Genomic DNA, 14,017 nt, shown 5'->3' on the forward strand with positions numbered 1-14,017 from the left:
GCAAGTCTGAAAATGATAAACCAAGTCCATGGAGAGATACTAATGGCTTTCGAATTACCAGCATTACCATACGCCAAGAACGCACTGGAACCCCACATTTCTCAGGAAACCATCGAATACCACTACGGTAAGCACCACAATACTTATGTGGTTAAGCTGAACGGTCTGATCGAAGGCACTGAATTCGCAGACAAATCTTTGGAAGAGATTGTAAAATCCTCCACCGGTGGTATTTTCAACAACGCGGCTCAAGTTTGGAACCACACTTTTTACTGGAACTGTCTTGCCCCCAACGGTGGTGGCGAAGCCACAGGCGCTGTAGCCAAAGCTATCGATGCCGCTTTCGGTTCTTTTGAAGCCTTCAAGGCTCAGTTCACTGAGTCTGCAGTCAACAACTTCGGTAGTGGCTGGACTTGGCTGGTCAAAAAGGCTGATGGCACTGTGGCTATCGTTAACACCAGCAATGCAGCCACGCCACTGACAGATGCTTCAGTGACCCCTCTGCTGACCGTTGATGTTTGGGAGCACGCTTACTACATCGACTACCGTAACGTACGCCCTGACTACATGGCGCACTTCTGGCAGTTGCTTAACTGGGATTTTGTAAACCAGAACTTCGCCGGTTAATCGTTCTTAAAGACGATGACCCCAAAGGAGCCATATGGCTCCTTTTTTATGCCTTATCAACGCTTGCTCAGCCCGTGTACTCCCGTTCGGCAATCACTCTTTTCTTCCTTCCCTCACAAATGCAATTGTTGCTTTTGCAATGATTTGCCTTTGTTTTTATTTGCATTTTTTGACATGAAGCAAAAATTTGTGACTAAGATTAGTGGTAGGTGACTGCCAAAGACAGTTCCCTTCCCAGACATATTTGGCGTTTCAGGGGGTTTAATATGGGCATATTTGAGCACTACCAACAGCGCTATGAGAAGAAACTCGATGAAGAATACACATTACAGGAGTTTCTCGAGATCTGTAAGCAAGATCGCAGCGCCTACGCTTCGGCAGCAGAAAGGTTGCTAATCGCCATCGGCGAGCCGGAAGTGATCGACACTTCCAAGAATCAGGTTCTGAGCCGGATATTTTCCAACCGCTTAATCTCTCGCTATCCCGCGTTTAAAGACTTCTACGGCATGGAAGATGCCATAGAGCAGATAGTTTCCTACCTTAAACACTCGGCCCAGGGGCTGGAAGAATCCAAGCAAATCCTCTATCTGCTGGGACCTGTCGGTGGCGGTAAATCTTCGCTGGCAGAGAAGCTCAAAGCTTTGATGCAGCAAGTCCCTATCTATATTCTCAGCGCCGATGGAGTCAGAAGTCCGGTCAACGATCACCCCTTCTGCCTGTTTGACGCCGAGGAAGATGGCAAGTTGCTGCAGGAAGAATACCAGATCCCGACCCGTTACCTGCGCAGCATAATGTCGCCCTGGGCGGTCAAGCGCTTGCATGATTTTGGCGGCGATATCTCCCGCTTCCGGGTCGTTAAGGTATTCCCTTCGGTGCTGGATCAAATTGCCATCGCCAAGACTGAACCCGGTGATGACAACAACCAGGATATCTCTTCTCTGGTGGGCAAAGTCGACATTCGCCAACTGGAGCACTTTGCCCAGAATGATGCCGATGCTTACTCCTATTCCGGAGCATTGTGCCGTGCCAACCAAGGTTTGATGGAGTTTGTGGAGATGTTCAAGGCGCCGATCAAGGTGCTGCACCCTCTGCTGACAGCCACCCAGGAAGGCAACTATAACGGTACCGAAGGCTTATCGGCCCTGCCCTTTAACGGCATTATTCTGGCTCACTCAAACGAGTCTGAATGGAGCAGCTTTAAAAATAATAAAAACAATGAAGCCTTCCTCGACCGAGTTTATATCGTTAAGGTGCCCTACTGCCTGCGGGTGTCGGAAGAGATGCAGATTTACCGCAAGCTTATCGCCAATTCAGAGTTGACCAAGGCGCCCTGTGCCCCAGGCACACTGGAGACCTTGGCTCAATTCAGCGTGCTATCGAGGATCAAGACCCCGGAGAACTCCTCCGTTTACTCCAAGATGCGGGTCTATGACGGTGAAAGCCTCAAGGATACCGATCCCAAGGCCAAGTCTTACCAGGAGTATCGTGACTATGCCGGAGTCGATGAAGGGATGCACGGACTGTCGACCCGCTTCGCGTTCAAGATCCTCTCCAAGGTCTTTAACTTCGACCACTCTGAAATTGCCGCCAACCCAGTGCACCTCTTCTATGTGCTGGAGCGGCAGATAGAGCAAGAGCAGTTCCCTTCCGATACCGCAGAAAGGTATATGGAGTTTCTGAAGGGCTATCTGATCCCTAAATATGTTGAGTTTATCGGTAAGGAGATCCAGACCGCTTATCTGGAATCTTACTCGGAATATGGTCAGAACATCTTCGACCGCTATGTCACCTATGCCGACTTCTGGATCCAGGATCAGGAATACAGAGACCCGGAAACCGGCCAACTGTTTGACCGGGCCGCACTCAACGCCGAATTGGAGAAAATTGAAAAGCCGGCCGGGATAAGTAATCCCAAAGACTTCCGCAATGAGATAGTCAACTTTGTGCTCAGGGCTAGGGCCAATAACGATGGCAACAACCCGCAATGGACCAGCTATGAGAAACTCAGAACCGTGATCGAGAAGAAGATGTTCTCAAATACGGAAGATCTCCTGCCGGTCATTTCTTTCAACGCCAAGACCTCCACAGACGATCAGCGCAAACATGATGATTTTGTCAATCGTATGATGGAGAAAGGCTACACCAAGAAACAGGTGCGCCTGTTGTCCGAGTGGTACTTACGGGTACGTAAGTCCTCATAGCTGTGCCCTTTCGGGGCTCTCGGGCCCCGGTATTTGCTTTGGGAGGTGCGTATGGCGAACTTTATCGACAGGCGGTTGAATGCCAAAGGAAAGAGCACGGTTAACCGTCAGCGGTTTATTAACCGCTATAAACAACAAATTAAAAAAGCGGTCAGTGATGCCGTCACTCACCGTAGCGTCACAGATGTCGACAAGGGAGAAAAAATCAGTATCCCCACCAAGGACATCAGCGAACCCATATTCCATCAAGGTCGCGGTGGCGTCCGTGAGCGAGTGCATCCGGGCAACGACCAATTTACCCGAGGCGACAAGATAGACAGGCCTCAGGGCGGCGGTGGTGGTGGCAGCGGCAAGGGCGATGCCTCGGACTCAGGCGAGGGTCAGGATGACTTTGTATTTCAAATCTCCAAAGATGAGTACCTCGAGCTCTTGTTTGAAGATCTTGAGTTGCCCAACCTGCAAAAAAACCGCCTGAACAAACTGGTGGAATATCAAACTTACCGAGCCGGTTATACCAATGATGGTGTGCCCTCAAATATCAATATCGTCCGCTCTTTGAGATCGTCTCTGGCGCGGCGCACCGCTATGTCCGCAGACAAGAAACGGCGACTGCATGAACTGGAAAACGAACTGGCAGAGCTGGAAAACACCCCGGGAGCCAGTGCCGAGCGGATATTGCAGCTCAAAGAGGAGATTGAAGAGCTTAAACAGCGCATCGCCAAAGTGCCCTTTATTGACACTTTCGATCTGCGCTACAACAACTTTGCCAAACGGGAAGTGCCCACCAGTCAGGCGGTGATGTTCTGTCTTATGGATGTTTCCGGCTCCATGGATCAGGCCACCAAGGATATGGCTAAACGCTTCTATATATTGCTGTACCTGTTTCTGACCCGCACTTACAAGAATCTTGAGGTCGTCTATATCCGTCATCATACCCAGGCCAAAGAAGTGGATGAACACGAGTTCTTCTACTCCCAGGAGACGGGCGGCACCATAGTCTCCAGTGCACTGAAACTGATGCACGAAATTCAACAAGAACGCTATCCGGCCAATGAATGGAATATCTATGCCGCCCAGGCATCCGATGGCGACAACTGGGCCGATGACTCGCCCACCTGTTATCAGATCCTCGAAACACAACTGCTACCCGTAGTACGCTATTTCAGTTACATAGAAATCACCAACAGGGCGCACCAGACGCTCTGGCGTGAATATGAAACCCTGCAAAAACAATTCGACAATATGGCGGTACAACATATTCGTCAGGCAGAGGATATCTATCCCGTCTTCCGCGAGTTGTTCAAGAAGCAGGCGGTTTAAGGGGAAGCGATTATGAACAAAAAGAAAACACGCCAGCCACTGAGCGACGGGCCAGAATGGACTTTTGAGCTGCTGGAAACCTATGAAAAGGAAATCGCCCGGGTCGCGGAGCATTATCGTCTGGGGACCTATCCCAATCAGATAGAGGTGATCACCGCCGAGCAGATGATGGACGCCTACGCCAGCATTGGGATGCCCATAGGGTACACTCACTGGTCCTTCGGTAAGCGTTTTATCGAGACCGAGCAGGGTTATAAGCGCGGCCAGATGGGGCTGGCCTATGAAATAGTCATCAACTCTAACCCCTGTATCGCCTATCTGATGGAAGAAAACACCCTCACCATGCAGGCCTTGGTGATAGCTCACGCCTGCTTTGGCCACAACAGTTTCTTCAAAAACAACTACCTGTTCCGCACCTGGACAGATGCCGGCTCCATCATTGATTATCTTGTCTTTGCCAAGCAATACATCAGTGAATGCGAGCGTAAATATGGCATAGATGAGGTGGAAAACCTGTTGGACTCCTGCCACGCCTTGATGAATTATGGCGTTGACCGCTACAAGCGCCCAACAGAAATCTCGTTTCGTGAAGAGCAGGCGCGCCAGAAAGAGCGCGAGGCCTATCTGCAAACCCAAGTCAACGATCTCTGGCGCACCATCCCCTCGCACCAAACCAAAGAGGAAGCCAAACAGCAAAAACGTTTTCCGTCAGAGCCACAGGAAAACATTCTCTACTTTATCGAGAAGCACGCTCCGCTGCTGGAGCCCTGGCAACGGGAGCTGGTGCGTATCGTACGCAAGATGGGGCAGTATTTTTACCCGCAACGCCAAACCCAGGTAATGAACGAGGGCTGGGCCACCTTCTGGCATTACACCCTGCTCAATCATCTCTATGACGAAGGCTTGGTCACCGACAGATTTATGTTAGAGTTTTTACAGAGTCACACCAATGTGGTGGCTCAACCCGCCTACAACAGCCCTTATTACAACGGCATAAACCCCTATGCCCTGGGGTTCAATATGTTTTGCGACATTCGCCGCATCTGCGAACAGCCAACTGAAGAAGATAGATATTGGTTCCCGGATATCGCCGGCAGCGATTGGCTGAAAACGCTGCATTTTGCCATGGAAAACTTCAAGGATGAGAGCTTCATCAGCCAGTATCTTTCCCCCACCATGATCCGCAAGTTCAAGCTGTTTGGCGTACTCGATGATGAAAGCAAAAACTATCTGTCGGTATCGGCCATTCATGATGAACAGGGATACCGCGATATCAGACAAATTTTGTCTTCGCAATACAACCTGTCCAATAATGAACCCAATATCCAAGTGCACAATGTCATGGTCAATGGCGATCGCTCGCTGACACTGAGGTATATACCCAGTAATGGTATTCCTCTGGCGGGCAGTTGTCAGGAAGTGCTGAAACACCTGCATCGGCTGTGGGGTTTTGACGTGACTCTGGAGCAAAAAGAGGACAATGGCGAAATAAAGGTGTTGGCCTCCTGCCCTGAAAAAAGTGAATTTAGTTAGATAATGTCACCCGCAAGAAAAAGACCGCCTTCGGCGGTCTTTTTACTGTATACCAATGAGCTTAAAACTGACTATTGATTATCCTGAGCCATCTCTAGCGGCATGGCATCACGCAACTTCTGCCACATAATACCGCTGTCGATACCATAAGTGCGCATTAAGGCCGGCACTTGAGTGTAGTTTTTGTCTTTGGCCAGCATTTCAAGCTTCTGATAGAAAGACAGCGCCAAGGCTCTCGCCTCCGGGCTACTGAAATAGTAGCGCCCGACTCTGGCATACAGTCCCTTGAAACCATTGAGGATCAGCACGTACAGCGGGTTGCCGGATGAAAACGCCAGAGTATGATGTAATTGGTAATCAAACTCGGCATAGGCCTCGGCATCATCTTCCAATTCGTGAATTTTTGACAACACTTCCACTGCCGTATCGGGATTATGACGCAACGCCCCACGAAAATAGATCGCACTGACATTGGTTCTAGCCGACAAGAGTTGGTCAACCAGTACCGGGAAACCTTCAGGATTGAGATCGGCAATGGTCTCCAAAATATTGAGACCAGAGGTTTCCCAGAAATTATTCACCCGGGTGGGTTTACCGTGTTGAATCGTCAACCAACCGTCACGGGCCAAACGCTGCAACACTTCTCTCAGTGTTGTACGGGTCACACCTATCAGCTCTGATAGTTCCCGCTCTGCCGGAAGTATGGAGCCGGGGGGAAACTTATTTTCCCAAATTGAACGCACGATATATTTCTCTGCAAAGCTTGCAGGTCCTTTGGCATTGATTATCATCAGCCCGGTTTTCCAATTGTTGGCTTTATTCTGGCCACAGATCATACCAGAGCGACAAAAAATGAAAACCTTCTGTTCAGCGAAGTAAAATCTTGACCCATCCAAGTCAAGATAATCGCCAAAAAAGTGACCAAGTTCAAATCAGCAGTCTCTTAATTTTGCGTTCGAGATCCGCTTTTTGAAATCCCTGTATACGCTAATCGTTACATTGAGTTTATCTTTAGGCTAGACTGAACTACGCAAATTTTACCGTTCGTCGAACAAAGACGTTACAACCATTTATAACAGAATTAGAGAGGAAGACATGCCTGCTACACCGATTCAGGCTTTTATGAGTAACTTCTTGGGCAACTCGCCCAAGTGGTACAAGCTTGCAATACTGAGTTTTCTTATCATCAACCCGATACTTTTCAGCATCAATCCTTTTGTTGCGGGCTGGTTTTTGGTCGTGCAGTTTATCTTCACTCTGGCCATGGCACTTAAGTGCTATCCTCTGCAACCCGGCGGTCTATTGGCGATTGAGGCCGTGTTTATTGGCATGACCAGTCCCAGCCAGGTATTGCACGAGATTGAGGCCAACCTCGAAGTATTATTGTTGTTGGTGTTCATGGTGGCCGGTATCTACTTTATGAAGCAGCTGCTGCTTTATGTATTTACCAAGATGATCACCAAGGTACGCTCCAAAATGATCGTATCCTTGATGTTCTGTGTCGCCTCCGCCTTCCTGTCAGCGTTCCTCGATGCCTTGACGGTTATCGCAGTAATCATCGCCGTTGCCGTTGGTTTCTACTCCATCTACCACAAGGTGGCGTCCGGTAAAGACTTCAGCGCCGATCATGACCACACCACTGATGGAAGCGAGCAACTCAATGCCCAAGAATTGGAAGACTTCCGGGGCTTCCTGCGTAACCTCTTGATGCATGCCGGTGTCGGTACTGCTCTAGGCGGCGTATGCACCATGGTGGGTGAACCGCAAAACCTGATCATTGCCGCTCAGGCTAACTGGCAGTTCTCTGAATTCGCCTTGCGGATGTCTCCCGTGACTGTACCCGTATTCTTTGCCGGTATCCTCACTTGTATGCTGGTGGAGAAGTTCCATATCTTTGGATACGGCGCGCAACTGCCTGACGCTGTGCACAAAATTTTGGTGGAATTCGCCGCTCATGAAGATGCCCACAGAACCAGCAAAGACAAGATGAAGCTGGTAATCCAGGCTCTGGTTGGTGTTTGGCTGATTGTCGGTCTGGCCTTCCATCTGGCATCGGTTGGCCTTATCGGTCTATCTGTGATTATTCTGACGACTGCCTTTAACGGTATTACCGATGAGCACGCTCTGGGTAAAGCCTTTGAAGAGGCCCTGCCCTTTACTGCACTGCTGGCAGTATTCTTCGCTGTAGTGGGTGTGATTATCGATCAAGGCCTGTTTGCCCCGGTTATCCAGTGGGCACTCGGCTTTGAAGGCAATATGCAGCTGGTTATCTTCTATGTGGCTAACGGTTTGTTGTCCATGGTCAGTGACAACGTGTTTGTGGGTACCGTCTATATCAATGAGGTGAAAGCCGCGCTGATTGATGGCCAGATCACCCGCGATCAATTTGACCTGCTGGCCGTTGCTATCAACACAGGCACTAACTTGCCATCAGTGGCAACGCCTAACGGTCAGGCTGCATTCCTGTTCCTGCTGACGTCGGCTCTGGCTCCACTCATCCGCCTATCTTATGGTCGTATGGTATGGATGGCGCTGCCTTATACTATTGTGCTGTCCATCGTGGGGGTACTGACAATTGAGCTTGGTTTCCTCGAGCAGATGACCCAATACTTCTATGACTCTGGCATGATCCTGCACCACAGCGCCCAAGAGGTACTGGGTAAAGGTGCTGCAGTAGGCCACTAGTCTGCTAACTATTGACTGAACCTTTCGGTTTCAGTAGAGTCCAAAAAACGCCCCTTCGTGGGCGTTTTTTTATGGGAATTGTATCCAGCAGCGGAGCCATTCTGCTAATTCTTGAACTGATGGATACTCAACGGAGGATCATTTTGACCACAATGATACGTTTTGCGCACTCCCGAATGGCTTGGGGAATTCTGGCGTTGACTGCCTTATCTTTAGAACTGGCTGCCTTGTACTTTCAGTATGTGATGCAGCTCGAACCTTGCGTCATGTGTATCTACCAGCGCCTGGCAGTATTGGGATTACTACTGGCCGGGATAATAGGCTTTCTTGCGCCGAGAGTACGTCCTGTACGAATCTTGGCTGCGGTACTTTGGGGGATTAGTGCCAGTTGGGGGCTGAGATTGGCCATTGAGCTCAACGACATGCAGCAGAACCCATCACCTTTTTCGACCTGTTCATTCCTTCCTGAGTTCCCTTCGTGGATGCCGCTGCATGAATGGCTACCTTCGATATTTATGCCAACGGGCATGTGCTCTGATATTCCCTGGAGTTTTATCGGTATCACTATGTCACAGTGGATGATTGTCGCTTTTGCTACATATCTGGTCGCGCTGTTGCTCTATGTTTTGCCTATTCTGAGCAAGAGCCGTAACTAGGTATTCAATTCAAGCAAACGAGTTTTCTATGAGCATAAAAAAGCCAAACAATCGTGTTTGGCTTTTACTCTTGATGCCTGGATGGCATCAATCCAAGTCCTTCAGTGGCCAGAGTACAATATGATCTTCAAGATCCCGGACTTTGGTTTCGCATTGTGTCTTGCCTTTAACCGACATCCCGGCTGCATGCATGGCATCCTTGGAGCCGGTCAAGAGAGGATGCCATGAAGGCAATGACCGCCCCAGGTATAAACGCCGGTAAGCACAACTATCCGGTAGCCAATTCAGATCAGCGATATTCGTCGCCGTCACCGCAGTGCACAGAGGTACAAATTCAAAGCGTTTTTCATAATGAATACAGCTACAGTCTTTATCAGACAATAACTTACAAGCTGCGTTAGTATAATAGAGCTCTTCAGTTTCATCATCGATGAGCTTATTGAGACAACATTTGCCGCAGCCGTCACAGAGCAACTCCCACTCATCCGGAGTCATTTCGGCCAGGGTCTTGGTTAACCAGAAGGACATAAACTTGTTGATTCGTTCTTGAAAACTTGCGTAAAAAGCTATTTTACACTATTTCCGGGGGGGATACTTGATCCTTTCAGAAAGATAAGCCGCCGCCAGCGCAAAATAGTCCGAGTCCTGCCAACTTCGCAAGGCGCGGAAATTCTTGTACACCAGATAATGGCGACCACTTGTGCCATCAGGCATGAGCAATGATACCTGCATATCAGTCCGGTCCGGCAGATTAGCGCCATCATAGCGACGTACCCCCAACTCTTGCCAATAGCTGAAGCTAGCCTGATGACCCAATCCCAATTGGCTGTCCTCTATGGATGTGGGCGCTTTGACCTGACGTCCCCAGGTTTGGGTATGATCCCAGCCGGCCTGTTGCAGATAATTGGCCACGGATGCCAAGCCATCGGCAAAGCTGTTCCAGATATCGACCTTACCATCACCATCACCATCACTGCCGTATCGCAGATATGCACTTGGCATCAAACCCAAGGGCCCCATGGCACCGGTACTCGAACCCTTGAGTTCATTAAAGTCGAGCGCCTGCGACTCCAGGATTTTCAGTGCCGAGATAAATTCCCTCCGGTAAGCCTCTTGCCCTTCATAGGCCAATGAAGCCGTAACGGAAAGCACGGGGTAACTGCCCTGTTGATTACCAAAATCCGACTCGAGTCCCCAAAGAGCCAAAATAAACCTGGGTTGCACTCGATATTGCTTACCAAGTTTGAGCAGCAGTGGCCGATACTCTTCGGCCAGCACCCGACCTTTGACCACCATCTGTTCATTGATAACTTTAGGAATATAGTTCTCTAGATCCTGTGGCGGCGCGGGGACAGACTTGTCCTCATTGGAGGCCCTTTTAAACAGTTTTATCTGGCTAAAGGCCTTATCCAATGTCAGTTCTTTTATCCCTTGTGCTGCCGCATCCTGCTTCAAGTTATCAAGGTACTGCTCAAAATTACCTTCAGACGCCACGCTAATATTCGTCAGCGATGCACTCAGCAGTGAAATAAACACCAGGGAAAGTCTATCCATAAAACGCGTTATTCCTTAAGCAGAATGATCATCCAAGCCTTTGCTGCGTCTCAAATCCTTAAGCATATCCACAGGAGGCGGTGGTAATTGCAAATAATAGCCCTTTTCTGCCAGTTCTGCTTTGACCTTATTGATGTCAGCAATGCCCAACTGTTGTCGTTTTTGCAGCGGCAACAACATTACCAATTGAGGAGGACCAAATACCTGCATCAAGGGAGCAGGTACATCGTCAAACTGATCTTTCTTGTTGACGAATAAATAGGTATCGGCTTTTTTCAGGCTCTTATAGACAGCACAGATCATAATTGTATCAATTTCCATGGGTTCAAACTTGCCACTCATCGGGGCACACTATAACATGGACGCCTTGGAATATAACGCTGTCACGCAATCTGACTGCTCATTTTCTGGAGAATGACACCGGGATGCCACAACCAAGTCTCGAGCTAAAAGGTTCCTCTTTTACGCTCTCCGTACTCCATATCAATACCCCAGATCTGGACGCCCTTTTCAAAGAACTTGATGCCAAGCTCGCCCAGGCGCCCCAATTTTTCCTTAACGCTCCGCTGGTACTCAACTTAAGTCAGGTCAACGGCACTGACATAGATCTCAAAGGCCTACGCCAGGGGATGATAGAAAGGCAGCTGATAATAGTCGGGGTGACCGCGGCCAATAAGACACTCAACGAGGCCGCCAAAGCACAAGGCTTAGCCAGCATTAAGGCAGGCAAACAATCAGAATTCCCACCACCACCGCCGAGGATCACCAAGATAGTTAAACAAAACGTACGTTCCGGGCAGCAAATTTATGCCAAAGACGGCGATTTAATTGTATTTGGTGCAGTTGGGAATGGCGCAGAAGTCATTGCAGATGGTAGCATTCATGTGTACGGGGCACTGCGTGGGAAAGCAATGGCGGGAGCCAGCGGCGACAAACATGCCGTGATCCTGGCCCAGTCCATGGAAGCTGAACTGGTTTCGATTGCGGGACAGTACTGGTTAACAGAAAACCTGCAACAACACTGTACCGCCAAGAGTAGTTGTATCAGACTCAGCGGTGAGTCATTAATCGTTGAATCTCTGCCCGGATAAGGCAGACGCAAAGGATAAAATAGATCATGGCACAAATTATTGTTGTCACCTCAGGTAAAGGCGGTGTGGGCAAGACCACATCGAGCGCGGCTATCGCTACTGGCTTGGCACTAAAAGGACACAAGACTGTCGTTATCGATTTTGATATCGGCCTGCGTAATCTGGATTTGGTCATGGGCTGTGAGCGCCGGGTTGTTTACGACTTTGTCAATGTCATCAACGGCGAAGCCAATCTGAACCAGACACTAATTAAAGATAAGCGCTGTGATAAACTGTTCGTTTTACCGGCGTCCCAAACCAGGGATAAGGATGCCCTGACCAAAGAGGGTGTCGGCAAGGTACTTGATGATTTGAGCAAAGACTTTGAGTACATCATCTGTGATTCTCCGGCGGGTATTGAGACCGGCGCCATGATGGCACTCTACTTTGCCGATACTGCCATAGTGACAACCAACCCTGAAGTCAGCTCAGTCAGAGATTCTGACAGGATACTCGGTATGCTGCAAAGCCGCAGCCGCCGCGCCGAACAAGGGCTTGAGCCCATCAAGGAGTATCTGTTGTTGACCCGTTACTCTCCAGCCCGAGTAAAAACCGGCGAAATGCTCAGCGTGGAAGATGTGCAGGAGATATTGGCGATTCCGTTACTCGGGGTGATCCCTGAGTCTCAGGCGGTACTCAAGGCCTCCAACTCAGGGGTACCGGTAATCATAGATCACGACAGTGATGCAGGACAGGCTTACGAGGACACTGTCGCTCGTTTGCTGGGTGAAGAGCTTCCGCTACGCTTCGTTGCGGAAGAGAAGAAGGGATTCCTTAAACGAATATTTGGTAGCTAAATTATGTCATTACTCGACTATTTCAAAAGCAGTAAGAAAAGCAGTACCGCAGCAACCGCCAAAGAGCGTTTGCAAATCATCGTAGCTCACCAACGTGGCGAGCGCGGGGTACCGGATTACTTTCCGCAGATGAAGCAGGAGATAATTGCAGTGATCCGCAAGTATGTACATATCTCTGAAGAACAGGTGTCTGTACAGCTGGATCAGAACGATGACAACCTGTCGGTACTCGAGCTCAATGTAACTCTGCCGGAGCGTCCCTGATACGCGCTCCAGCGGTAAAAGCCTGTGCCTGTGCATCCTCAAATTTAAAGACGAGCAAAGCACAAATAAAAAGTACATATGCAGCTGCAATAAAGAAGGCACCCTAGGGTGCCTTCTTTATTAATATAAGCAAACTCAGAAAGTCAGCTTAGCTAACTTATCGGCCACTAACTGACCACGCCAGCCCAACAATACCAAGGGGATTGGCCCCTGTTTACCGGCCCATACCCATTCAAGGTATTCGTGAATATGGCGCTTGGAGCCGAGTAACTCCATGGGCACATTGTCAGACTCAGCAACCTCTCCCAAACACTGCTTGATACTCTTGAAGGCGCTCTTATATCCAGGCTTGAGAGCCAACACATCCAAGGGCTCCGGCAGATTGCTCATATCCGCCTTGGCCATGACCTTAAGCACATCTTTGGCGTAGAGACGCTTTTCATGATCCGTTAGCTCTTTCATGGCAAGCACGTCGTTGATCCCTCTTGGCTGACGCTTAGCCAAACCGATAAGAGCGTGGTCTTTCATGACAAAACCCAGCGCCATGTCCTTTGCCAGCGCCTTACGCAAACGCCAGGCTGCCAACACCTTAAGCACGGCTAACTGTTGCGTACTCAGTTGAAAGGCGTTCTTGACTCTTAGATATGCCGTGTCTTCATCAGGCGCATCCAGACGCCCTTCGGTCATGCGCTGACTCTCTTCCAATGCCCACTCAAGCCTGCCCTGCTGTTGCAATTTCTGCAGTAGCTGAGGATAGAGCTGGTGTAAATAATAAACGTCATTGGCCGCATAACTGAGCTGCGCTTTAGAAAGTGGTCGTTTCAACCAGTCAGTACGAGACTCTCCCTTGTCGAGCTCAACCCCTAAGCATTCTTGCACCAGCTTGGCATACCCCAAGCCGTGGCCCATACCGGCAATGGCAGCCGCCAATTGACTGTCAAACAAAGGCTTAGGTTGACAATGGCCCTGACGGGCAAACACTTCCAAGTCTTCACTGCAGGAATGCAGCAACTTGGTGATCTTTTCATCGGTCAGCAAGGCCCAGAAACTAGAAAGATCCGAGATAGCCACAGGATCTATCAGCGCCAGAGTCTTACCATCATAGGCTTGAATAAGCCCTAGACAGGCATAGTAAGTGCGAGTGCGTACAAACTCAGTATCCAGTACCAATAATTTGGCCTCACGGTACTGGGCCACCAGCTGAGCCAAGGCGGCATCATCTTCTACATACAGGTAATCTTGCAAATTCA

The 14,017-nt window shown here is 49.4% G+C and carries 14 protein-coding genes; 9 read left to right on the plus strand and 5 right to left on the minus strand.

Annotation, left to right across the window (positions count from 1 at the left end):
• The first annotated feature begins 42 nt into the window (after positions 1 to 42).
• The 4 genes from sodB to CBE72_RS05500 all read left to right on the plus strand — a co-directional run bounded on the left by sodB (position 43) and on the right by CBE72_RS05500 (position 5,681).
• The gene (sodB, locus tag CBE72_RS05485) at positions 43 to 627 is read left to right on the plus strand and encodes a superoxide dismutase [Fe] (protein ID WP_100142660.1); all 585 of its coding nucleotides are present in this window, start codon (positions 43 to 45) and stop codon (positions 625 to 627) included.
• A 266-nt stretch (positions 628 to 893) separates the two neighbouring features.
• Positions 894 to 2,828, plus strand: a complete 1,935-nt coding sequence (locus tag CBE72_RS05490; protein ID WP_100142661.1) for a PrkA family serine protein kinase — start codon at positions 894 to 896, stop codon at positions 2,826 to 2,828.
• A 51-nt stretch (positions 2,829 to 2,879) separates the two neighbouring features.
• Complete coding sequence (locus CBE72_RS05495) at positions 2,880 to 4,148, plus strand: YeaH/YhbH family protein (protein WP_100142662.1); 1,269 nt, start codon at positions 2,880 to 2,882, stop codon at positions 4,146 to 4,148.
• Positions 4,149 to 4,160: 12 nt separating this feature from the next.
• A complete protein-coding gene (locus tag CBE72_RS05500; protein WP_100142663.1) occupies positions 4,161 to 5,681 on the plus strand; it encodes a SpoVR family protein in 1,521 nt (506 codons plus the stop codon).
• Positions 5,682 to 5,752: 71 nt separating this feature from the next.
• Here the strand turns inward: CBE72_RS05500 and fadR are convergent, their stop codons facing one another.
• Positions 5,753 to 6,472, minus strand: coding sequence for a fatty acid metabolism transcriptional regulator FadR (fadR, locus tag CBE72_RS05505; RefSeq protein WP_100142809.1), 720 nt, complete (start codon positions 6,470 to 6,472; stop codon positions 5,753 to 5,755).
• A gap of 304 nt (positions 6,473 to 6,776) precedes the next feature.
• Between fadR and nhaB the strand changes: the two genes are divergently transcribed.
• Positions 6,777 to 8,366: a sodium/proton antiporter NhaB gene (gene nhaB, locus CBE72_RS05510; RefSeq protein WP_100142664.1), complete on the plus strand. Its 1,590-nt coding sequence runs from the start codon at positions 6,777 to 6,779 to the stop codon at positions 8,364 to 8,366.
• Positions 8,367 to 8,509: 143 nt separating this feature from the next.
• Entirely contained in the window at positions 8,510 to 9,022 is a 513-nt protein-coding gene (gene dsbB, locus CBE72_RS05515; RefSeq protein WP_100142810.1) for a disulfide bond formation protein DsbB, read from the plus strand.
• An 87-nt stretch (positions 9,023 to 9,109) separates the two neighbouring features.
• Here dsbB and CBE72_RS05520 read toward each other — a convergent pair whose 3' ends face one another.
• Genes CBE72_RS05520 through CBE72_RS05530 form a run of 3 tightly spaced genes read right to left on the minus strand, consistent with a single transcriptional unit; the run spans position 9,110 to position 10,879 of the window.
• The gene (locus tag CBE72_RS05520; RefSeq protein ID WP_100142665.1) at positions 9,110 to 9,550 is read right to left on the minus strand and encodes a YcgN family cysteine cluster protein; all 441 of its coding nucleotides are present in this window, start codon (positions 9,548 to 9,550) and stop codon (positions 9,110 to 9,112) included.
• A gap of 48 nt (positions 9,551 to 9,598) precedes the next feature.
• A complete protein-coding gene (locus CBE72_RS05525; protein WP_100142666.1) occupies positions 9,599 to 10,576 on the minus strand; it encodes a lytic murein transglycosylase in 978 nt (325 codons plus the stop codon).
• Between the two features lie 15 nt (positions 10,577 to 10,591).
• Entirely contained in the window at positions 10,592 to 10,879 is a 288-nt protein-coding gene (locus CBE72_RS05530) for a YcgL domain-containing protein (RefSeq protein ID WP_100142811.1), read from the minus strand.
• A gap of 122 nt (positions 10,880 to 11,001) precedes the next feature.
• Here CBE72_RS05530 and minC point away from each other — a divergent pair, with 122 nt between their 5' ends.
• The 3 genes from minC to minE are packed head-to-tail and all read left to right on the plus strand — an operon-like array spanning position 11,002 to position 12,767.
• Positions 11,002 to 11,667: a septum site-determining protein MinC gene (minC, locus tag CBE72_RS05535; RefSeq protein ID WP_100142667.1), complete on the plus strand. Its 666-nt coding sequence runs from the start codon at positions 11,002 to 11,004 to the stop codon at positions 11,665 to 11,667.
• A gap of 26 nt (positions 11,668 to 11,693) precedes the next feature.
• The gene (gene minD, locus CBE72_RS05540; RefSeq protein WP_100142668.1) at positions 11,694 to 12,503 is read left to right on the plus strand and encodes a septum site-determining protein MinD; all 810 of its coding nucleotides are present in this window, start codon (positions 11,694 to 11,696) and stop codon (positions 12,501 to 12,503) included.
• A gap of 3 nt (positions 12,504 to 12,506) precedes the next feature.
• Complete coding sequence (gene minE, locus CBE72_RS05545; RefSeq protein WP_100142669.1) at positions 12,507 to 12,767, plus strand: cell division topological specificity factor MinE; 261 nt, start codon at positions 12,507 to 12,509, stop codon at positions 12,765 to 12,767.
• 135 nt (positions 12,768 to 12,902) lie between these two features.
• Here minE and rnd read toward each other — a convergent pair whose 3' ends face one another.
• The gene (gene rnd, locus CBE72_RS05550; RefSeq protein WP_100142812.1) at positions 12,903 to 14,012 is read right to left on the minus strand and encodes a ribonuclease D; all 1,110 of its coding nucleotides are present in this window, start codon (positions 14,010 to 14,012) and stop codon (positions 12,903 to 12,905) included.
• Positions 14,013 to 14,017: the final 5 nt, after the last annotated feature.

Source organism: Shewanella carassii (assembly GCF_002777975.1).
Taxonomy (GTDB): Bacteria; Pseudomonadota; Gammaproteobacteria; order Enterobacterales; family Shewanellaceae; genus Shewanella; species Shewanella carassii.

What these genes read in the sequence shown, in the direction of transcription:
- CBE72_RS05525 (WP_100142666.1), bottom strand. Translation starts at nt 10,576, where the DNA reads ATGGATAGACTTTCCCTGGTGTTTATTTCACTGCTGAGTGCATCGCTG.
- minC (WP_100142667.1), top strand. Translation starts at nt 11,002, where the DNA reads ATGCCACAACCAAGTCTCGAGCTAAAAGGTTCCTCTTTTACGCTCTCC.
- CBE72_RS05495 (WP_100142662.1), top strand. Translation starts at nt 2,880, where the DNA reads ATGGCGAACTTTATCGACAGGCGGTTGAATGCCAAAGGAAAGAGCACG.
- minE (WP_100142669.1), top strand. Translation starts at nt 12,507, where the DNA reads ATGTCATTACTCGACTATTTCAAAAGCAGTAAGAAAAGCAGTACCGCA.
- CBE72_RS05530 (WP_100142811.1), bottom strand. Translation starts at nt 10,879, where the DNA reads ATGATCTGTGCTGTCTATAAGAGCCTGAAAAAAGCCGATACCTATTTA.
- nhaB (WP_100142664.1), top strand. Translation starts at nt 6,777, where the DNA reads ATGCCTGCTACACCGATTCAGGCTTTTATGAGTAACTTCTTGGGCAAC.
- CBE72_RS05490 (WP_100142661.1), top strand. Translation starts at nt 894, where the DNA reads ATGGGCATATTTGAGCACTACCAACAGCGCTATGAGAAGAAACTCGAT.
- fadR (WP_100142809.1), bottom strand. Translation starts at nt 6,472, where the DNA reads ATGATAATCAATGCCAAAGGACCTGCAAGCTTTGCAGAGAAATATATC.
- CBE72_RS05500 (WP_100142663.1), top strand. Translation starts at nt 4,161, where the DNA reads ATGAACAAAAAGAAAACACGCCAGCCACTGAGCGACGGGCCAGAATGG.
- sodB (WP_100142660.1), top strand. Translation starts at nt 43, where the DNA reads ATGGCTTTCGAATTACCAGCATTACCATACGCCAAGAACGCACTGGAA.
- CBE72_RS05520 (WP_100142665.1), bottom strand. Translation starts at nt 9,550, where the DNA reads ATGTCCTTCTGGTTAACCAAGACCCTGGCCGAAATGACTCCGGATGAG.
- minD (WP_100142668.1), top strand. Translation starts at nt 11,694, where the DNA reads ATGGCACAAATTATTGTTGTCACCTCAGGTAAAGGCGGTGTGGGCAAG.